The 20,474-nt window shown below is 31.5% G+C and carries 16 protein-coding genes; 6 read left to right on the top strand and 10 right to left on the bottom strand.

Annotated elements, in window-relative coordinates; translation table 11 throughout:
* The first annotated feature begins 17 nt into the window (after nucleotides 1-17).
* Nucleotides 18-497: a regulatory protein RecX gene (locus UXY25_RS00265; RefSeq protein WP_320813989.1), complete on the top strand. Its 480-nt coding sequence runs from the start codon at nucleotides 18-20 to the stop codon at nucleotides 495-497.
* Between the two features lie 28 nt (nucleotides 498-525).
* Here the strand turns inward: UXY25_RS00265 and UXY25_RS00260 are convergent, their stop codons facing one another.
* The gene (locus UXY25_RS00260; protein WP_320813988.1) at nucleotides 526-2,901 is read right to left on the bottom strand and encodes an endonuclease; all 2,376 of its coding nucleotides are present in this window, start codon (nucleotides 2,899-2,901) and stop codon (nucleotides 526-528) included.
* Between the two features lie 104 nt (nucleotides 2,902-3,005).
* On the opposite strand from UXY25_RS00260, the gene thiL reads away from it, so the two are divergent.
* Nucleotides 3,006-4,058, top strand: a complete 1,053-nt coding sequence (gene thiL / locus UXY25_RS00255; RefSeq protein WP_320813987.1) for a thiamine-phosphate kinase — start codon at nucleotides 3,006-3,008, stop codon at nucleotides 4,056-4,058.
* A 102-nt stretch (nucleotides 4,059-4,160) separates the two neighbouring features.
* Here the strand turns inward: thiL and UXY25_RS00250 are convergent, their stop codons facing one another.
* Both UXY25_RS00250 and UXY25_RS00245 read right to left on the bottom strand, forming a co-directional pair.
* On the bottom strand, nucleotides 4,161-5,702 hold the full coding sequence (locus tag UXY25_RS00250) for a glycine--tRNA ligase (RefSeq protein WP_320813986.1): 1,542 nt from the start codon (nucleotides 5,700-5,702) through the stop codon (nucleotides 4,161-4,163).
* A 60-nt stretch (nucleotides 5,703-5,762) separates the two neighbouring features.
* Nucleotides 5,763-6,590, bottom strand: coding sequence for a hypothetical protein (locus tag UXY25_RS00245; RefSeq protein WP_320813985.1), 828 nt, complete (start codon nucleotides 6,588-6,590; stop codon nucleotides 5,763-5,765).
* Between the two features lie 83 nt (nucleotides 6,591-6,673).
* On the opposite strand from UXY25_RS00245, the gene UXY25_RS00240 reads away from it, so the two are divergent.
* On the top strand, nucleotides 6,674-7,336 hold the full coding sequence (locus UXY25_RS00240; protein WP_320813984.1) for a ComF family protein: 663 nt from the start codon (nucleotides 6,674-6,676) through the stop codon (nucleotides 7,334-7,336).
* A gap of 66 nt (nucleotides 7,337-7,402) precedes the next feature.
* Nucleotides 7,403-9,013 carry an Ig-like domain-containing protein gene (locus UXY25_RS00235; protein WP_320813983.1) on the top strand — a complete coding sequence of 537 codons (1,611 nt, stop codon included), beginning with the start codon at nucleotides 7,403-7,405 and terminating at the stop codon, nucleotides 9,011-9,013.
* On the opposite strand, the gene UXY25_RS00230 is transcribed toward UXY25_RS00235, so the two are convergent.
* The 6 genes from UXY25_RS00230 to UXY25_RS00205 all read right to left on the bottom strand — a co-directional run bounded on the left by UXY25_RS00230 (nucleotide 9,000) and on the right by UXY25_RS00205 (nucleotide 17,200).
* Nucleotides 9,000-9,770 carry an amidohydrolase gene (locus UXY25_RS00230; protein ID WP_320813982.1) on the bottom strand — a complete coding sequence of 257 codons (771 nt, stop codon included), beginning with the start codon at nucleotides 9,768-9,770 and terminating at the stop codon, nucleotides 9,000-9,002. The two genes, UXY25_RS00235 and UXY25_RS00230, sit on opposite strands and share 14 nt — an antisense overlap.
* A 65-nt stretch (nucleotides 9,771-9,835) precedes the next feature.
* Nucleotides 9,836-10,576, bottom strand: a complete 741-nt coding sequence (locus UXY25_RS00225; RefSeq protein ID WP_320813981.1) for a succinate dehydrogenase/fumarate reductase iron-sulfur subunit — start codon at nucleotides 10,574-10,576, stop codon at nucleotides 9,836-9,838.
* Nucleotides 10,577-10,642: 66 nt separating this feature from the next.
* The gene (locus tag UXY25_RS00220) at nucleotides 10,643-12,643 is read right to left on the bottom strand and encodes a fumarate reductase/succinate dehydrogenase flavoprotein subunit (RefSeq protein ID WP_320813980.1); all 2,001 of its coding nucleotides are present in this window, start codon (nucleotides 12,641-12,643) and stop codon (nucleotides 10,643-10,645) included.
* An 18-nt stretch (nucleotides 12,644-12,661) separates the two neighbouring features.
* The gene (locus UXY25_RS00215; protein ID WP_320813979.1) at nucleotides 12,662-13,528 is read right to left on the bottom strand and encodes a succinate dehydrogenase cytochrome b subunit; all 867 of its coding nucleotides are present in this window, start codon (nucleotides 13,526-13,528) and stop codon (nucleotides 12,662-12,664) included.
* Between the two features lie 144 nt (nucleotides 13,529-13,672).
* Complete coding sequence (locus tag UXY25_RS00210; RefSeq protein WP_320813978.1) at nucleotides 13,673-14,542, bottom strand: hypothetical protein; 870 nt, start codon at nucleotides 14,540-14,542, stop codon at nucleotides 13,673-13,675.
* Nucleotides 14,543-14,608: 66 nt separating this feature from the next.
* A complete protein-coding gene (locus tag UXY25_RS00205; RefSeq protein ID WP_320813977.1) occupies nucleotides 14,609-17,200 on the bottom strand; it encodes a VPS10 domain-containing protein in 2,592 nt (863 codons plus the stop codon).
* Nucleotides 17,201-17,327: 127 nt separating this feature from the next.
* On the opposite strand from UXY25_RS00205, the gene UXY25_RS00200 reads away from it, so the two are divergent.
* A complete protein-coding gene (locus tag UXY25_RS00200) occupies nucleotides 17,328-18,620 on the top strand; it encodes an aminopeptidase P family protein (protein ID WP_320813976.1) in 1,293 nt (430 codons plus the stop codon).
* A gap of 225 nt (nucleotides 18,621-18,845) precedes the next feature.
* Nucleotides 18,846-19,628: an alpha/beta hydrolase gene (locus UXY25_RS00195; protein WP_320813992.1), complete on the top strand. Its 783-nt coding sequence runs from the start codon at nucleotides 18,846-18,848 to the stop codon at nucleotides 19,626-19,628.
* Here the strand turns inward: UXY25_RS00195 and UXY25_RS00190 are convergent.
* On the bottom strand, nucleotides 19,625-20,467 hold the full coding sequence (locus tag UXY25_RS00190; protein WP_320813975.1) for a mechanosensitive ion channel family protein: 843 nt from the start codon (nucleotides 20,465-20,467) through the stop codon (nucleotides 19,625-19,627). The two genes, UXY25_RS00195 and UXY25_RS00190, sit on opposite strands and share 4 nt — an antisense overlap.
* Between the last annotated feature and the right edge of the window lie 7 nt (nucleotides 20,468-20,474).

The raw sequence follows: 20,474 nt of genomic DNA, 5'->3' as shown, positions 1-20,474 counted from the left end.
ATTAAATAGTTAAGAAATTGAAAATCAACACTAACAAAACATACAACATTCAGGAAATCAAGCAGAAACTTGAGCATTACTGTGTATATCAAGAAAGGTGTTTCAAAGAAATTGACGAAAAATTAAATACTTTTTTTTTAATTCCTGCGGTTAAAGAAGAAATCTTAATACACCTTATTGAAAATAATTATGTAAATGAAGAACGATTTGTATGCAGTTTTGCTCGCGGAAAACACAATTACAAAAACTGGGGAAGAAATAAAATTAAAAGCGAATTGAAATTCAGAAATATCTCTTCAAGACTAATTGAAATTGCTTTAAAAGAAATTGACAATGAAAATTATTTGGAAAAATTCCATTCTTTATCAGAAAAGCACTGGGAAACCATCAATGAAAAGAAAGGACCAAAAAAAAATAAAAAATTTGTTGACTATTTTTTAAGACGCGGTTTTGAAACAGATTTAATTTATGAAAAACTAAATTTTTTAAATAAATAAAGAGTCATTTTAATGACTCTTTATTTATTTAAAGTATAATTTTCTTTAAAACTACCTGACCATTTTTTAAAATTATTTTTAAGAGAATTGGTTGGTTGGTGTTACTTAGTTTATTGGTTTCAAATTCAAAAGTATTGATTCTAACTTCTGAAAGTAAAGTTCTTCCTAAAACATCAAAAGCAATTATGTGTTTGATTTCTTCATTTGAAGAAGTAATAATTAAACTGGAATTTTCTGTATATGCTAAAATTGTATTTTCATCAATAATTTGTGGTTCAAATTCACGATAGACTAATTCAAACCTATTTTTAAAATTACCTGTGTCTGAATTGAAATTATAAGCTAGATTCGTTATGTTTTGAATTGCACCCGTGAAATTATCTTTGATGAATATTTTTTCGTTATTAGAAAAAATACCGTCTTTATTGCCCAAACTAATTGAATAATTCCCTGGTTCGTTCACTTTAATTCCTAAGTTCACTTTATCTGAATTATCGAAAGGCAAGGGTCTTGCTTGGATTACATAGTCGCTATTTTCTTCTATAGTACTGTAAATATGTGTAATTTCAGTATCCATTGTTTTACCATCAAACGACAAATCAAATCCTTCTGTACCAAAATTAGAATACCCTACTAATATTTGATTGTATTCTTTATTTTGGCCTGATAGATTTAACCAAATACGGTGTTTTTCAATAACATTATTGTTTTTAAAAAATTGAGAATTTATGGTATTGTTTCGTTGGCCGTTATGAAAAGTTATTTGTTCATTCTCTCCTGAATAGACATAGAATCCTTGTCCTGGCTTAATTGAACCGTCGGGAGTTAAACCACCTGCTGCAGATGCTACACCACCCATTGTTGTATAGGATGCGAAGTTGTTTGCTGGATAGGTTCCTCCTGAAGCAGGAACCGTATGTGACCAAAAGTATACTGTTTCAATCGTTCTGTTGTTTGCAATGAATTCATCTGCAGTAATCGTAGATGGATATGGATTCCCTAACATGTTGAAACCAAATTCAACACTTGTTTGAAATTGTCCATTATTTGGGACGCCAGTAAATTGCCCTGTGTATGGAGTAGCAGTTGTACTCCAATTGTTTGGAGCTCTTATGATGTATCCTTTTCCTGGAACAAAACTATTTGTAAGTGGGTCAATTGCATTATAGGCTGTTGCAGTTGTTGTACCTGCAGGAATGTATTCGTAAAAACGATTGTTTAAAGTGTTTGGAGAAAAAGCTTTTAAATTTTGGCCGCTTACAGGAGAACCCCAAGAAGTATAGTCTAAACGAACTATTGGAGCCGAATCTTTAATAACCGTTATATTTCCAGTATTTGGCGTATTGTTTATTTGAATAAGATTTGCATTGTTTTGTACAATAAGAGAACCTGAAGCATTTACATTTACACCTCTGATAACTGTTAAATTAAAACCCGTTGGCACAATGACATTAGCTCCAGCTGCAATGTTAAGAGAACACATTTCTAAATCTGCAGAAAGCGTTAAATTGCCATTAATTGTAACTAACATTTCTTTATTAGGAGTACCGTTATCCCAAATGGTTCCATTCCAAACCGTAGTATTGGTACACGTCAATGTATCCCAGAAATCGGGTGCTTGAGGACCTCCCCAAATCATTGTTGCTAAATAGGGATTATCGATAAATGGATTTCTATTTCCTTGAATACCATGGATAATGTTGTTACGGTTTATTTCACTAATTGAAACAGGGTCTTCTATATTCCATTCTAAAAATATATTAGGCATGTCGTTTAAAGGACTGTAAGAAGCACTTCCAACTCCGACGTTTATTGCAGGTGTTTCCGCATTGTATCTCACATAAAGGTACATCATCATTCTTGCCATATCTCCTTTCCATTCATCACCAGGATACCAATCTGTAGTTCCAACTGTTGTTGCATCTCCTTGACCATCCGTAAAAGGCCTATTGTTTCTAGTACTGTTCCATTGGCAATCTGCAGCTCTTAAGTGATGCACATCTGTACTAACTCCAGGATTACTAGTATTCATAACAGGATTTGCTAAAGACTTAGGGAATGAATGTTCTCTATTCCAAAAACCAATACACGAACTGTTACCCGTTAAATTTTTACCTCTTACCCTGTCTGTTTTAGTAACACCATCGTAATCGTTATAACCGTATACTAAAAATACATTTGCACTATTGTTTGGGTCTAAATCGGATTGTTGAATTGCATCCCAAGTGTCAAATGCACCTGAAGTATAGGGTAGCATTGTTGTATGGGTTGTTGTGATAAGCGAAGCTAATTGATTTTTTAATGGTGTTCCTGTTTGTGTAAAATCGATACTAGTATAATATGCAGGAATTTGAGCATAAAATGTTATTGGTATTAATAATACAATTAGTAGTTTTTTAATCATTTTTAAGTAAATTTGGCATTACAACTTAATGCTTTTATTTTTTAATATGTAAAAAACCTTTTTTTATAACATATTTTTAATAAAAACATATTTTAATAACGTTCATGTTAGAAAATAAAAACAACAATAAAACCAGTTTATCTGATTTGGGTGAATTTGGGTTAATAGAGCATTTAACAAAGCATTTCAAAATAAATCAAGAGTCTACTCTTAAAAGTATTGGTGATGATGCTGCAGTTTTAGATTTTAAAGACAAAAAAGCTATTGTTTCTACTGATTTATTAGTAGAAGGTGTTCATTTTGATTTAAGCTACATGCCTTTAAAGCATTTAGGTTATAAAGCAGTTGTTGCAAATGTGTCTGATATTTTTGCAATGAATGCAAAAGCAACTCAAATCACGGTTTCAATTGCAGTTTCTAATAGATTTCCGCTGGAAGCTTTAGAAGAATTATTCGCCGGAATCACGCTTGCTTCTCAAATATATAATGTAGACGTTATAGGCGGAGACACTACTTCTTCTCAAAAAGGTTTAATTATAAGTATTACTGCGATTGGCGAAGCTAATTTAAATGAAATTACATATAGAAGTGGAGCGAAAGCAACTGATTTATTAGTTGTAACTGGTGATGTTGGTGCTGCATATATGGGACTACAAGTTTTAGAACGTGAAAAGCAAGTGTTTCAGGTAAACCCAAATAACCAACCCGATTTAGATGCTTATACCTATTTAATTGAGCGTCAATTAAAGCCAGAAGCAAGAAAAGACATTAAAGAATTATTTGCAGAATTAGAATTACAACCTACTTCGATGATTGATGTTTCAGATGGACTTTCTTCTGAAATAATGCATATTTGTAAACAAAGTGGTGTTGGTTGTAATTTATATGAAGATAAAATCCCTGTTGATCCGCAATTAATTGATGTTTGTGAAGAATTCAACATCGACATTACAACTATTGCTTTAAGTGGCGGTGAAGATTATGAATTGCTTTTTACCATAAACATGGACGATTATGACAAAATTAAAGCAAATCCGAATTTCACAGTAATTGGACATATGACTGAAGAGAATGAAGGCATGCATTTAATTACTAGAGCTAACGCCAAGATACCTTTGAAAGCGCGTGGCTGGAATGCTATGAAAGAAGAGGATTAATTGAAGAAACCGAAGGCAGTTTTCAATTATTATAAAATAAAAAAAACCGAAATTCAATTGAATTTCGGTTTTTTGTTTATATACTTTTTTTGATTTTTGAAATTACATTTTCATTAACCAATTACGCATTGAAACTTCATCGTTAATAATAGTTCTTAATTGAGAAATAGCAACTCTATCTTGTTTCATAGAATCTCTATGGCGAATTGTAACTGTTTTATCTTCTAATGTTTGATGGTCAACTGTAATACAGAAAGGTGTTCCAAGAGCATCTTGTCTTCTGTAACGACGACCTACTGCGTCTTTTTCATCATAAGCAACATTGAAATCCCATTTTAATTCTTCTATAATTTCTTTAGCAACTTCTGGCAAACCGTCTTTCTTAACTAAAGGAAGAATAGCTGCTTTTGTTGGCGCTAAAACAGAAGGTAAACGAAGAACTGTTCTTGTAGAACCGTCTTCTAATGTTTCTTCTTGTAATGCTTTTGAAAAAACCGACAAGAACATTCTATCTAAACCTACTGAAGTTTCTACTACATAAGGAACATAGCTAGAATTCGTTTCGTTATCGAAAAACTGTAATTTTTTACCTGAAAATTGTTCGTGTGCTTTTAAGTCGAAATCTGTTCTTGAGTGAATTCCTTCTAATTCTTTAAACCCGAATGGGAAATTAAATTCAATATCAGCAGCAGCATTTGCATAATGTGCTAATTTTTCGTGATCGTGAAAACGATAATTCTCTTTCCCTAAACCTAAAGATAAATGCCATTTTAAACGAGTTTCTTTCCAATACTCGTAATACTTCATTTCTTCTCCTGGTTTTACAAAAAACTGCATTTCCATTTGCTCAAACTCACGCATTCTAAAGATAAATTGTCTTGCAACAATTTCGTTTCTAAATGCTTTTCCTGTTTGTGCAATTCCAAAAGGAATTTTCATTCTTCCTGTTTTTTGCACATTTAAGAAGTTTACAAAAATACCTTGAGCTGTTTCTGGACGTAAATACAAATCCATTGCAGTATCAGCACTTGCTCCAATTTTAGTCGCAAACATTAGGTTAAACTGTCTAACTTCTGTCCAATTTTTAGAGCCCGAATCTGGACAAGCAATTTCTAATTCTTCAATTAAAGCTTTTACATCTGCCAAATCCTCTTTTTCAAGAGATCTTGCTAAACGTTGTAAAATTGTATTTTTTTGTTCTAAATATCCTTTAACTCTTTCATTTGTAGTTACAAATTCTTCTTCATTAAAAGCTTCTCCAAAACGAGCTTTCGCCTTTTCAATTTCTTTTTGAGCTTTAATGTTTAATTTTTCGGCATAATCTTCAATTAAAACATCGGCACGATATCTTTTCTTAGAATCTTTATTATCAATTAAAGGATCAGAAAACGCATCAACGTGACCAGATGCTTTCCATGTTGTAGGATGCATAAATATAGAAGAATCTAGTCCTACAATATTTTCGTGCATTTGCACCATAGATTTCCACCAGTATTCACGGATGTTTTTCTTAAGTTCTACACCGTTTTGTGCATAGTCATAAACTGCACTTAAACCATCGTAAATTTCGCTTGACGGAAAAATATATCCGTATTCTTTTGCATGCGAAACTACATTTTTAAATAAATCGTCTTGTTTTGCCATACTGCAAAAGTAAAAAGTAGAATTGGAAAAAAGAAATAGAATTGAATAATTAAATTATTCTTAGTTATAATCAAAAATTGCAGTTCCAATTTTTGAAAATTCGTTATAAACATTAATCTTATATTTCCCTTTGATAGTCTTGTTTTTCTCAAGATCTACGTAAGTACAAATATCAATGTCTTTTTGGGTGTAGTTTGCTTCTACTTTAGCGCTATAAATTAACTTAACGTCTTTTAACTCTATAAATGTACTTTCAAAAGACACAATTTGATTTCTAGGATTTACAACTTGAATATAAAATTTCTTTTCGCCTTTTTTTATAAACTCATTGCCTTCTACAGTGAAACAAACCCTTAGTTGTTGTATGATTTTATCGCTAGCTCTAGCGTATTTATCAGTTATAATCTTAACCCCTTTAGCATTTATATTAATTACTGATAATTTATTAGCTTTGTTTTTAACCTCTTTCTGTCTTAAAAACTCTAACCTATTTAGTGTTTTTCTATCTGAATTAATTTTTTCTTCTAAAAAAACAACCTCTTTGGAATCATTATTAATTATATTCTTTAAAATTTTAATTTGAGAATTAATCTCCTCTTCATCAGAATTTTCAAATTTACCCCTTTGAACAGCAGGCTTTTCCTCTTCTGATTTTTGAACATTTTTTAAATCAACTATATCTTTGCTTTTAGCAAAGGATTTCAATGAATCATATTTTACTAAAATTTCATCTAATTGACTTTGTTTTAATTTACTCTCAGCAGAAGAATTTTCTTTAAAATTATCAAAATTTGAAGTTACTTTGTAAAAATTAAATAATGAAAAAGACAGAAGCATCACCAAGAATAGTGTGCTTAATTTTAATACATTATTTTTCTTAAAAGCCATTTGTTAATATTTTGATATAAATTAAGTCTATTTTTAGATAATTAAACTTATTATTCGATAAAATGCTAAAAAATCTGTTAAAATTGATTTTTCCAAAACTTTGTTTTGGTTGTAATGAACTTTTATTGTTAAATGAAGAAATTATTTGTTCTTCATGTCGTCATGATTTACCCTTAACAAACCATCATTTAAATCAAAACAATGATACAACAAAAAAGTTTTACGGTATAATAAATTTAGAATTGGGCACGTCAATGCTTTATTTTCATAAAAAAGGAGTTGTTCAAAAGCTAATTCATCACTTAAAATATAAAGGAAAAGTAGAAATAGGAGAACTACTTGGAGAATGGTATGGAAATGACATAAAAAGTTTAGAAATCATTAAAACTATAGATCATATTATTCCCGTTCCGTTACACCATAAAAGGCTTAAAGAAAGAGGATACAACCAGGTAGATAGTTTTTGTAAAGCCCTTTCTCAATCAACAAATATTCCAGTTAACAATCAGTTATTGATTAGAACAAAATACAATAAAACTCAAACAAAAAAATCTAAAAATGAGAGACAAGAAAATGTTCAAAACATTTTTGATGTAAATTATAACGAGAATGATACTGGGAAACATTTTTTATTAATTGATGATGTCATTACATCTGGCGCAACTCTTGAACTTTGCGCGAAAGCACTCTTGAAAATTCCAAATTCAAAAATCAGCATTATTACTATAGCTTATACTCAATCATAAAAAAAATTAAAAAATTATGTTTACTATAATTATAGTTGTTATTTTGCTTTAGAATTAAGGTTACCTATGAAAAGAATTTATTTTATTTTGCTTTTAATCATTTTTGGTGCAATTTTCACCTTTACAAGTTGTGCAAAAAGAGGCACTATTACTGGCGGGGCAAAAGACACACTAGCACCTAAGATTATAAATAGTTTTCCCGAAAATTACAAAACTAATTTTAACGGAAAAGAAATTAAAATAACGTTCAACGAACTTATAAAGGTAAAAGACATCAATAAACAATTGATTATTTCGCCTCCAATGAAAAGAAAACCTATAATTGTTCCTCAAGGTAGTGCGAGCAAATTTATTTCAATTAAAATCCTAGACACCTTACAAGACAATACTACGTATAGCTTTAATTTTGGTCAAAGTATCATAGACAATAACGAAAGTAATCCATATTCTCAGTTTAAGTATGTTTTTTCAACTGGAACTTATATTGATTCACTTACGTTAATGGGGAAAATTAAAGATGCTTATGATCAAAAAGTTGAGAATTTTGTTTCTATTCAATTGTACGACGCAAAAACCTTCAACGATTCAACTGTTTATAATGAAACTCCTTTATATGTTTCAAATACTCTGGACAGCTTAAAAGTATTTGCCTTAGAAAATCTAAAAGCTGGAAATTATAAAATCGTTGCACTTAAAGACAAAAACAGTAATTATAAATTTGATCCAAAATCAGATAAAATTGCTTTTTTAAAAGAGACTCTTTCTATTCCTAATGATACATTATTTCAACTAGAACTTTTTAAAGAAGTTTTACCTTTTAAAGCTACAAAAGTCACTCAGGAATCGACCAATAAATTTTTATTAGCTACCGAAGGAAATAATCAAAACATCAAAGTCACTGCTTTAAATGGAAGTGAAAACATTCCTATAATTATTACGAAATATCCTCAAAAAAATACAGATTCTATACAGTTATTCATTCCAAATATTAAAATGGACTCTTTGCAATTTAAAGTTGAAAAAGGTGCTTTTTCTAAAACTTTCAAAGTAAAAGTTAGAGAATTAAAAACAACCGATTCTTTAAAAATTGAAATTTCACAAACCAGCATCTTACCTTTTAGAGAAAAACTAGCTTTAATTTCTAAAACACCAATTGTGAAAATTGACAACTCTAAAATAACTTTATTAAATAAAGATTCTGTTGCTGTAATTTTCACAACAGCTTACAATGAATTTAAACAAAAAATTGAGTTTGATTTTAAGAAAGAAGAAGAGCAAAAATATAATTTAGAAATATTACCTGGTGCATTTGTTGATTTTTATTCAACAAGTAATGACACTTTAAATTACAAGTTAAACACCAAGTCATATTCAGAATATGGAAATTTAAAAGTGAATTTAAAAAACGCAAAAAGATATCCATTAATACTAGAAATTTTAAATGTAAAGAGCGAAGTTATTGCTTCTGCAGTATCAAACGGAGAAGGTTTTTTACGATTTGATTTAATTGAACCAAATGTATATTCACTTCGCGTTATTTATGACGACAATAAAAATGGAATTTGGGATACTGGAAATTATTTAGAAAAACGCCAAGCCGAAGAAGTTAAATACTACTCTAAATCAGTTGACGTAAGAGCTAATTGGGATGTGGACCAAGATTTTATTTTAGATTAATCGAAAAATCATCTCTATCGTTTAAAAAATTTAGCTTTTCTCTGGTTTGAAGCATTTTTGCTTTGTCTAAAGAAGTCATAAAAACACCCTCATTTTCATTTGCTTCAACAATTGAATTTCCAAGTTCATCTAATATTATTGAATGACCTACATATTCGTGTTTATTACCATCTAAGCCAATGCGGTTAACACCAACAACAAAACTCATGTTTTCTATTGCTCTAGCCATTAATAATGCGTCCCACGCTTGAATTCTTGGCTTTGGCCAATTGGCAACATAAATAAGCAAATCATATTCTTCAATATTTCTACTAAAAACAGGGAAACGCAGATCATAGCATATTTGCGGACAAATTTTCCAGTTTTTATATTCGATAATTACTTTTTCAGTTCCTTGTGTATATTGCTCATGTTCTCCGGCTAATGAAAACAAATGTCTTTTATCGTACGTTTCAATATTTCCATTTGGTTGCACAAAAACAAATCGGTTATAATACTTATTGCTTTCTTCTATAATTAAGCTTCCACAAATAGCAGCTTGTTTTGTTTTTGCAATATTTTGCATCCAATTAACTGTTTCGCCTAACATTGTTTCCGCTAAATCGTTAGGAAACATGGTGAAACCAGTGGAAAACATTTCGGGCAACACAATTAAATCAACTGCTTGCGAAATTGTATTTATTTTTTGCTCAAATTGAGTTCTATTTGCCTTTGGGTTTTCCCAAATTAAATCGGATTGAATGATTGCTATTTCCATACTATAAAAATAAAAAACGTCCTGCATATACAGGACGTTTTTAGTAATTATTTATTTTAAAACTATTAGATACTAGCTTTTAAATATTCTCTGTTCATACGAGCAATGTTTTCAAGAGAAATTCCTTTAGGACATTCTACTTCACAAGCTCCTGTATTTGTACAGTTTCCAAAACCTTCTTCGTCCATTTGGTTTACCATGTTCATAACACGATCTGCAGCTTCAATTTTACCTTGTGGTAACAAAGCAAATTGAGAAACTTTTGCAGAAACAAATAACATTGCAGATGAATTTTTACAACTTGCAACACAAGCCCCACAACCAATACAAGTTGCAGCATCGAAAGCTCTATCTGCATCATGTTTAGGAACAGGAATATTGTTAGCATCTTGTGTATTTCCAGATGTATTTACTGAAATAAATCCTCCTGCATGTTGAATTCTATCGAAAGAACTTCTGTCAACAACTAAATCTTTAATTACTGGAAAAGCTTTTGCTCTAAATGGCTCAATAAAAATTGTATCACCATCTTTAAACATACGCATGTGCAATTGACATGTAGTTACACGTCTATCTGGTCCGTGCGCTTCTCCATTAATATATAAAGAACACATACCGCAAATACCTTCACGACAATCGTGATCGAAAGCAACAGCATCTTCTCCTTTTCTAATTAACTGGTCGTTTAATACATCTAACATGTCAAGGAAAGACATATCTGGAGAAATATCATCTACTTTATAGTCGACCATTTTCCCTTTATCTTGAGCGTTTGTTTGACGCCATATTTTTAGTGTAAGATTCATCTTATTTAGGTTTTAGGTTTTAGGTTTTGCAGTAGCATTTCTACTTGAACAAATCCTAAAAAACTATTATTTATAACTTCTTTGAACTAGTTTAACGTTTTCAAACTTCAAGTCTTCTTTATGTAATACAGCTTCACTTGGTTTTCCTTTATACTCCCAAGCTGCTACATAAGCAAAATTTTCATCATCACGCAATGCTTCACCATCTTCTGTTTGATATTCTTCACGGAAGTGACCACCACAAGATTCGTTTCTATGCAAAGCATCTTTAGCGAATAGCTCACCTAATTCTAAGAAATCGGCTACACGAAGTGCTTTTGCTAATTCAGGATTAAAACTATCAGCTGTTCCTGGAATAAGAACATCTTTATAAAATTCTTCTCTAATTTGAGCAATTTCTTCTTGAGCTTCTTTTAAACCTTCGGTATTTCTAGCCATTCCAACTTTATCCCACATGATTTTCCCTAAACGTTTGTGGAAATAATCTACAGGTTTTGTTCCGTTTGTGCTTAATAAAGCATCAATTTGATTCTTAACATTATTTTCTGCTTCATCAAATTCAGGAGATTCTGTAGAAATTTTTCCTGTACGAATATCAGCAGACAAATAATCTCCAATTGTATAAGGTAAAACAAAATAACCGTCAGCTAAACCTTGCATTAAGGCAGAAGCTCCTAATCTATTTGCTCCGTGATCAGAGAAGTTAGATTCTCCAATTGAGAAACAACCAGGAATTGTAGTTTGTAAATTATAATCAACCCAAGTCCCACCCATTGTATAGTGAACTGCAGGGTAAATCATCATTGGTGTTTGGTATGGATTTTCATCAACGATTTTCTCATACATTTGGAATAAGTTACCATATTTATTAGCAACTACATCTGTACCTAATTGTTTTACCAAATCAACATCATTTTCATCTAAATGTTTAATTTTAGCTTGCTCTTTTCCATAACGTTGAATTGCAGAAGCAAAATCTAAATAAACAGCTTCTCCTGTTTTATTTACACCAAAACCAGCATCACATCTTTCTTTAGCCGCACGTGAAGCAACATCACGAGGTACTAAGTTACCAAAAGATGGGTAACGACGCTCTAAGTAATAATCTCTATCTGCTTCAGCCAATTGTGTAGGTTTTAATTTTCCTTCACGAATAGCTTTTGCGTCTTCTAATTTTGCAGGAACCCAAATACGTCCATCATTACGTAATGATTCAGACATTAACGTTAATTTAGACTGATGATCTCCAGAAACTGGAATACATGTTGGGTGAATTTGTGTGTAACAAGGATTTGCGAAGAAAGCTCCTTTTTTATGAATTTTCCATGCAGCGGTAACATTACTTCCCATTGCATTTGTAGATAAAAAGAAAACATTTCCGTAACCTCCAGAAGCAATTACTACAGCATGTGCAGAATGTCTTTCGATTTCTCCTGTAACTAAGTTACGAGCGATAATTCCTCTTGCTTTTCCGTCAACCTTAACAATGTCAAGCATTTCGTGACGGTTGTACATTTTTATTTTACCACGGCCTATTTGACGATTCATTGCCGAATAAGCACCTAATAATAATTGTTGCCCTGTTTGTCCTTTAGCATAAAAAGTTCTTGATACCAATACACCTCCAAATGAACGGTTATCTAGTAATCCACCATAATCACGAGCAAAAGGAACACCTTGTGCAACGCATTGGTCAATAATATTAGCAGAAACTTCAGCTAAACGATGAACGTTAGCTTCACGAGAACGGTAATCTCCTCCTTTTACTGTATCATAAAATAAACGAAAAGTTGAATCACCATCTCCTTGGTAGTTTTTTGCTGCATTGATACCTCCTTGTGCAGCAATAGAGTGCGCACGACGTGGAGAATCTTGGAAACAAAATGCTTTTACGTTATAACCTAATTCTGCAAGAGTTGCAGCAGCAGAACCACCTGCTAAACCTGTTCCAACAACGATAATATCAATATTACGTTTGTTAGCAGGGTTTACTAAATTAATGTGGTTTTTATAGTCTGTCCATTTATCAGAAATTGGACCATTTGGTATTTTAGAATCTAAAGCCATAATCTTTTCGGATAAATATTATTTAATAAAGTGAATATATAAGGGAATAATAGCAAATAATAACGGTACAACTACCGCAAATGCTTTCCCGAAAAATTTAATTGCTGTGTTTAATTTAGGTGTATTAACACCTAAAGATTGAAAAGCGCTTTGAAAACCATGCCATAAGTGAAAACCTAAAACTATCATAGCTAACACATAACCAATAGTAGCAATTAAGCCTGTTTTTGAATCTTTAAAGAATGCAAATGTAAGTTTGTGAAGATCTTTATACAAATCTCCCATTTTAATATCTACTTGAGCATTATACAACTCAGTTCTGTTTTTAATTACTAGTTGTTTTGGAGCTTCACCTGCCTGCAATGCAATATTTTCTGACTGTACTTGATCAACAGGGTAATATTGTCCAACAGATGTTCCTACATAATACTCTTGAGACATTCCTGGTTGAATCTCAATAGACTTAGTCATCAAAGGCATGTTTTTATCAAAATGCATTTTTGCCCAAAAATTAACCATGTGAGTTGCAATAAAAAACAAAATTAATGTTCCTAATACCGCCATGTTTCTAGAGGCAAATCCGCTATTTGCAGCAGCATTGTTTTTAGCATAACCAATTGGCCTTGCTTTTTTGTTTTGGATTGCCAACAAAATTCCATCAACTGCGTGGAATAAAATAGAAATGTAAGTTAAGTAAGAAAGAAGTTTTACGGCTGGATTAGTTGTCATGAATAATGCATATTCATTAAACTGAAGAGGAGTTCCTAAAATTAATTGAAGGTTACCCGCTAAATGTCCTGCCAAAAACAAGCATAAGAATAAACCCGTAAGAGCCATCCAGTATTTTTTACCGATAGACGACTTTAGAAGTGCTGATTTTGCCATAATTTTTATTTGATTGTGCTAATTTAATTTTAAACCAAACAAAAATACAGCATATAAGTATGAACTACAACCTTTATACGCTAATTTATAATGAATTTAAAAAACGTTTAAAGCTAATTGAAAGTTAAAGCTTTAAATACGTATTTATCTTTGAAAAGAAGGGATTAAACCTCTTAAACCCATATCAACAACATTTTCACCAATAGATGGCTCATATTTACCGTCAACTATAACTTCTTCCCATTCGAAGCTATTGTTATTAGATAACGAAAGCGTTACATAAACATTACCTGTTTCATTATTAGTAATTATTAAATTGTTTTGAAACTTACCTGTAACCACACAAGAGCCTGCAGGAATAGGTGATGTTGACGCAATTGGATTAGGAACTGTTGTGGCTCCAGGAGGCGCTTGGCCAGACGAAGCGTAAGGAAAATCATGTAAGCCAAAAGCCCAATAACCTTGAAGTTTGTTTGCATTAACAGGAAACGAATTATTTCCTATGTAATGCGTTGTTATATAAGTATTATATCCTACAAAACTTTCTAAAGAGCCAATGTAATCAACCGAGTTACTTCTTACTGAAATGTCATAATTTTGATATGAAAGCGAAACACGTACATATTCATAATTTCCTTGCGGAACTTGACTTAATGGAATTGATAAAAAAATTTCATTTTCTCCTACAATTTTAGCTTTACTGAAATCAATAGCCAAATCACCTCCCGTAACGGTTTCGGAAGCTTTATATAAAATTGCTCCATCTCCTAGTGCTGTATATTGATTTGGCGCTAATTCAAAATAATGTGCGCTTATTGAATTAAAAATTGGAGATTGTGCAGCGTTTCCTGATGGAACAGATGAAGACTGACCCAAATTATTTAATCGAACTTGAGTAGGATCAAATTTAAATTTAATGATTAATTGTGGCTCAACAGCAACGTCATCTTTGTCTGAACAAGAAAAAGATAAAAACCCACCTAAAAGCACTACTAAAAAAATCCTTAATCTCATGTTTTATAATTTTATGTTAACACAATCAAAAATCATGCTATAATTTATAACGGATTTAACATTTTTTTATTGCTTTGCTTTTTCAATTGTTAATTTTGAATTGTATTTTATCTTATTTACCTCAATTTCAAAAGAATAAACACCTTCATTTAAATAATATTTACTGTTTTTAGCTTTGGTAACTTTCTCTTTTTTTAAGTGTTTTTCATCAATAGATAAGTCATACTCCACAAAATTTAATCCTTTAACTAAAGAAACTTGTTTTGTAAACAATAATTTATTTTTATCGTTTTTGACATTTAGAGTTGCTTTTTTATCAGAATTTGAATAAACTGAAACAACAATTTTTGGCTCAAACACTTCTGACCATGAACTCCATGCACTCCCCCAACGTTCTGATTTTTTAATTTTATCAACATCAAAAATATGGATTTTTTTTGCTAAAACATTAACGTCTAAAGCCTGAATTCTATCTAAACCTACTTTATAAATAGAACGACCGTGTGTTGCAACAACTAATTCTTTTACTTGAGATTGAATAACCAAATCATGAACCGCTACATTTGGTATTTCAGCAGAGAAATCTTGCCAAGTTATTCCTTTGTCTATGGAAATAAACAAACCATTATCAGTACCAACATACAAAATATCTACTTTTACATTGTCTTCTATAATTACATTAACCGGACTTTGAGTTAAATTATTAGATATACTTTTCCAAGTTTTCCCATAATCCTCTGAAACAAAAATATAAGATGCAAAATCATCGTTTCGATAACCATTCAAAGCCACGTAAACTCTTTCTTTTTTATGTTTAGATGAAATAATTCTTGAAACCCATAAATTTTGAGGCAAATTATCTGAAATTTTAGACCAAGTCGCACCACCATCTTTAGAAACATGAATTAATCCATCGTCTGAACCCACATAAAGCAATCCAAATTGAAAGTCACTTTCAGCAATAGCCGTAATAGTTCCAAAAGCAACATTTCCTTCTACCTTCCCTTTTGTAACATCATGAGAAATTTTATCCCAAGTTTCACCTTGGTTCATCGAGCGATGCAAATATTGCGATCCCATATATAAAATGTCTTGATTATGAGAAGACAACAATATTGGAGTTTGCCAATTAAAACGAAAAGTCTCTTCTTCCTTCTTTGCTTTTGGAGAAATATAATCTCTCTTATCTTTTTTTCTATTAATGCGGTAATAATTCCCAAATTGAAATCCGGTATAAATAATATTTGCATCGCGACTATCAATTTGTACTTGCATTCCATCGCCACCCATTATAAACTCATACGGGTATTTACCATCTTGTTGCCAATCTAGAGAATGTTCGTAATTATTTGGACCTACCCAAACTCCATTATCCTGAAGACCTCCATAAACATTATACGGTTTTTCATCATCTACATTCACAGTATAAAATTGCCCAACTGCTTGATTGTTGCATTTGAACCAATGTTCTCCATTATCGTAGGTAATATTTACTCCACCATCGTTTCCATTAATAATATGGTTTGAGTTTTTTGGATTTATCCACGTTACATGATGATCAGCATGCACATTTTCTTTACTAATTGACTTAAAAGTTTTCCCTCCATCTTCTGAAAAAATCAATGGAACACCACCAAGATAAATTCTATTTTCATTTGTTAAATCAACTGCAATATTTCCGAAATAATAGCCATAACTGTAATACAAATCGTCAATGTAATTTTCATGTGTTTTTTTCCAAGAAAGACCGCCATCTACAGATTTATATAACTCACAACCTATAACTTCTGTTTCAAAAAGAGCTGCATTAGCATCTTTTGGCTTTTCCATTTTAGAATTTGGTCGTTTATTTTGATTATCTACAACTGCATAAACAACATTGTCATTTACAGAAAGAAGTCCAACTCTTCCAACTCCTTTATCTGTAGGAAATCCACTTGTTGGAGTTGAAATTAAATTCCAAGTGTTTCCAGCATCAGTACTTTTATAAATTCCTGAACCTTTACCATTTCCTTTAAAATCCCACGCTTTTCTATCTTTTTGCCAAGCAGCTGCATATTGCACATTTAAATTATTTGGACTAACGACAACATCTATAATTCCTGTTTCATCATTTACAAAAAGCATTTGCTTCCATGTTTTTCCACCATCTAAAGTTTTGTAAATTCCTCTTTCTTTGTTCTTGGTGTATAAATGACCTACGACTCCAACCGTAATTTGATTGATATTCTTTGGATTAACCAAAACTCTACTGATGTGGTGACTTTCAGGTAAACCTAAATTTTCCCAAGTTTTTCCTTTATCAGAAGATTTCAAAACGCCAATTCCAGAATAAGAAGAACGCGAAGCATTGACTTCGCCTGTTCCCACCCAAATAGTTCCAGATTTCCAATCTACAGTAACCGAACCACAATTTAATGTTGGTGCAGTATCCATAACTGGCGTAAAACTATTTCCGTTATTATTGGTGTACCATAGTCCGCCAGAAGCATAAGCCGCATAAAATTCTGTTGGATTTTCTGGATTTACAGCTAAATCTACAATTCGACCACTCATGATTGTTGGACCAACATTTTGAAAAGCTACTTTGGTAAATAAATTATCTTGCGCAAAAACAAGTGATGAAGTGAATAAGAAGACTAAAATAAGTTTTTTCATGTAGGAATAATTTGATTGGAAAATTAACCAATTAATATGCTTTCTCAAAATTTTACATTCTAATTAACAACTAATCCTTTTAAAGTTATTATTTTTGAGTCAAAGTTTAACAAAAGGACATTAAATCATGAAATACCATCAAATAGACAGAGATTTATTTATAAAAAATCGTAAAAAGTTTGCTTCGCAAATGAAACCAAACGGACTTGCTATTTTTAATTCTAATGATATTTATCCAGTTTCTGCAGATTCAACTTTGCCATTTGCACAACATAGAGATATTTATTATTTAAGTGGTGTGGACCAAGAAGAGAGTATTTTATTACTTTTTCCAGATGCACCTTATGAAGAACAAAGAGAAATTTTATTTTTAAAAGAAACAAACGAACATATTGCAGTTTGGGAAGGTGAAAAACTTACTAAAGAACGTGCTTTTGAAGTTTCGGGAATTAAAAATGTAATTTGGTTACAAGACTTTGATAAAACATTGAAAGAATTAATGTCGTATGCAGATACCATGTACATTAATACTAACGAACATTATAGAGCTTCTATTGAAACAGAAACTCGTGAAGCTCGTTTTATAAAAAAATGGAAAAACGATTATCCTGCACATAAAGTAGAAAAATCAAACCCAATTTTACAACGCATTCGTTCGGTTAAAGAAAGTGAAGAGCTAGACTTAATTCAGAAAGCATGTGATATTACAGAGAAAGGGTACCGCAGAATTTTAAATTTTGTAAAACCAAATGTAATGGAATATGAAATTGAAGCAGAATTTGCTCATGAATTTTTAAGAAATCGTTCTAAAGGATTTGCGTATACGCCAATTATTGCTTCTGGAAAAAACGCTAACGTATTACATTACATTGAGAACAACCAACAATGTCATGCTGGTGATTTAATTTTATTAGATGTTGGTGCAGAATACGCAAACTATTCTAGTGACATGAGTAGAATGGTTCCTGTTTCAGGAAAATTTTCTGACCGTCAAGCAGAAGTATACAATGCCGTTTTGCGTGTTAAAAACGAAGCGACAAAAATGTTAACTACAGGAACACTTTGGAAACAATATCATGTGGAAGTTGGTAAATTAATGACTTCTGAATTATTAGGTCTAGGATTATTAGACAAAGCCGATGTTCAAAATGAAAATCCAGATTGGCCAGCGTATAAAAAATATTTCATGCACGGAACTTCGCACCACATGGGATTAGACACACACGATTATGGTTTATTAGTCGAACCAATGCAAGCGAATATGGTGTTTACTGTAGAGCCTGGAATTTACATTCCAAAAGAAGGTTTTGGTATTCGTTTAGAAGACGATGTTGTCATCCAAGCAAATGGAGAGCCATTTAATTTAATGCGTAACATTCCTATTGAAATTGAAGAAATAGAATCGATAATGAATTCTTAGTTTAGATTCTTATATTATAGATTTTTAGAAAACGGTTTACGAAAGTAAGCCGTTTTTTTATGCTCAAAATTGTCGTTCTGACGAAGGAAAAATCGCATATGTGGGTTTTCTCCTTCGTCGAAAGGACAAGATTGTGAGGGATTATTCTTTGTGAAGTTTGTGTAAAATCCTTGTGTGCTTTGTGGTTAAACCTTAATTTTGCATCACCAACTTATCAACAAGCAATTGAAAGATACTTTTTACAAAAACACCAAAATAGCCTTTTCTGATACCGGAAAAGGAACTGCCGTTGTGCTTTTACATGGTTTTTTAGAAAACTCTACGATGTGGAACGCGCATGTAATTGAATTAGCAAAAAAACACCGTGTTATTTGTGTGGATTTGTTAGGTCATGGTGCAACAGATTGTTTGGGCTATGTGCACACTATGGAAGATATGGCCGATGTTGTACATCATGTGTTGCATGAATTAAAATTACGCAAAGTAGTTTTAGTTGGTCATTCTATGGGCGGTTATGCAGCTTTGGCTTTCGCCGAATTATACCCTGATATGATGAAAGGTTTGGTTTTAGTTAACTCAACTGCTAGAGCAGATAGCGACGAACGAAAACTGAATAGAGATAGAGCTATTTTAGCAATTAAGAAAAGTTACACTACAGCAATACGAATGGCAATTGCTAATTTGTTCAGCGAAGAAAATAGAGATAGATTAGTTGACGAAATCGAAGCTGTTAAAGAGGAAGCTTTAAAAACACCTCTACAAGGAATTGTTGCTGCACAAGAAGGTATGAAAGTACGTAACGATAGAGAAGTTTTATTGCATTTAACACCGTATCCTAAAGTATTAATTTTAGGAAAAAAAGATCCTGTTTTAATTTACGAAGAAAACAAAGACCAATTAGAAAATTCTGATGTAGAATTAGTCACTTTTAATGACGGACACATGAGTCATATTGAAAACAGAGACGAACTTACTACTGTTTTATTAAATTTCTTAAAGAAAGTTTAACCTTCATATTGTTTGATTTCAACAATAGAAGATGGAAGTGAGAAGCCGTTTTCAGTAAGCGTTAACAAAGCATTTTTCATTACTTGCGTTCGAATAGCTAAATGATAACTTTTAGAAGCACTTTTAAAAGTATCTAACCAAAAGTAAACCTTTAAGTTAATTGTACTTGTAGCAAATTCATCAATTACAACTGTTGGTTTTTTTGCACCAAGCAAAACCCCTTCTGTTTTAGAAACGGATTCAATTATTAATTCGATCGCTTTTGACAAATCACTAGAGTAATCAATTCCTAGCATAAATTCATTTCTAAGAAAACCATCAATAGTATAATTAATCAATGGCGATTTCAATATTTGTGAGTTTGGCACAAAAACATCTTTCCCATCGGTAGTTTTAATGATTGTTTCTCTAATTCGAAGTTCTTTTACGTATCCAATTACATTTTCGGTTTCAATTAAATCATTCTCTTTAAACGGACTTTTAAATGCTAATAAAATTCCGGCTAAGAAGTTTTCGCCAATATCTTTAAATGCAAAACCAATTACAAAAGTTAGAATTCCGGCTCCAGCCAAAATTTTTGAAGTAATATTTTGAAATCCTATTAAATCTAAAAAGAAAACAATGGTAATTATTTTTATAATCCCAGAAATTATTTGAGCAATAAAAAGACCTGATAAAGTGTTTTTAACTTTAGATTTAATTCTATTTTGGGTGAATCTTTTTCCGAAATTAGCAATTGTAAAACCTATAACTAAGACAATAACGCCAATTAAAAAGCCTGGTGCATTTTGTAAAATTGTATCGTAGTAAAATTGAATTTTGTCAACTAACTTATCCATAAACTTT

Origin of the sequence: Flavobacterium sp. (genome assembly GCF_034111225.1) — a bacterium.
Classification (GTDB): domain Bacteria; phylum Bacteroidota; class Bacteroidia; order Flavobacteriales; family Flavobacteriaceae; genus Flavobacterium.
This window is presented reverse-complemented; position numbering and strand designations above follow the sequence as displayed.

Excerpts from the sequence above, each read along its gene's own strand:
- UXY25_RS00230 (WP_320813982.1), bottom strand. The coding sequence starts at position 9,770 with ATGGAAATAGCAATCATTCAATCCGATTTAATTTGGGAAAACCCAAAG.
- UXY25_RS00190 (WP_320813975.1), bottom strand. The coding sequence starts at position 20,467 with ATGGATAAGTTAGTTGACAAAATTCAATTTTACTACGATACAATTTTA.
- UXY25_RS00260 (WP_320813988.1), bottom strand. The coding sequence starts at position 2,901 with ATGATTAAAAAACTACTAATTGTATTATTAATACCAATAACATTTTAT.
- UXY25_RS00205 (WP_320813977.1), bottom strand. The coding sequence starts at position 17,200 with ATGAAAAAACTTATTTTAGTCTTCTTATTCACTTCATCACTTGTTTTT.
- UXY25_RS00200 (WP_320813976.1), top strand. The coding sequence starts at position 17,328 with ATGAAATACCATCAAATAGACAGAGATTTATTTATAAAAAATCGTAAA.
- UXY25_RS00210 (WP_320813978.1), bottom strand. The coding sequence starts at position 14,542 with ATGAGATTAAGGATTTTTTTAGTAGTGCTTTTAGGTGGGTTTTTATCT.
- UXY25_RS00220 (WP_320813980.1), bottom strand. The coding sequence starts at position 12,643 with ATGGCTTTAGATTCTAAAATACCAAATGGTCCAATTTCTGATAAATGG.
- UXY25_RS00225 (WP_320813981.1), bottom strand. The coding sequence starts at position 10,576 with ATGAATCTTACACTAAAAATATGGCGTCAAACAAACGCTCAAGATAAA.
- UXY25_RS00215 (WP_320813979.1), bottom strand. The coding sequence starts at position 13,528 with ATGGCAAAATCAGCACTTCTAAAGTCGTCTATCGGTAAAAAATACTGG.
- UXY25_RS00235 (WP_320813983.1), top strand. The coding sequence starts at position 7,403 with ATGAAAAGAATTTATTTTATTTTGCTTTTAATCATTTTTGGTGCAATT.
- thiL (WP_320813987.1), top strand. The coding sequence starts at position 3,006 with ATGTTAGAAAATAAAAACAACAATAAAACCAGTTTATCTGATTTGGGT.
- UXY25_RS00245 (WP_320813985.1), bottom strand. The coding sequence starts at position 6,590 with ATGGCTTTTAAGAAAAATAATGTATTAAAATTAAGCACACTATTCTTG.
- UXY25_RS00250 (WP_320813986.1), bottom strand. The coding sequence starts at position 5,702 with ATGGCAAAACAAGACGATTTATTTAAAAATGTAGTTTCGCATGCAAAA.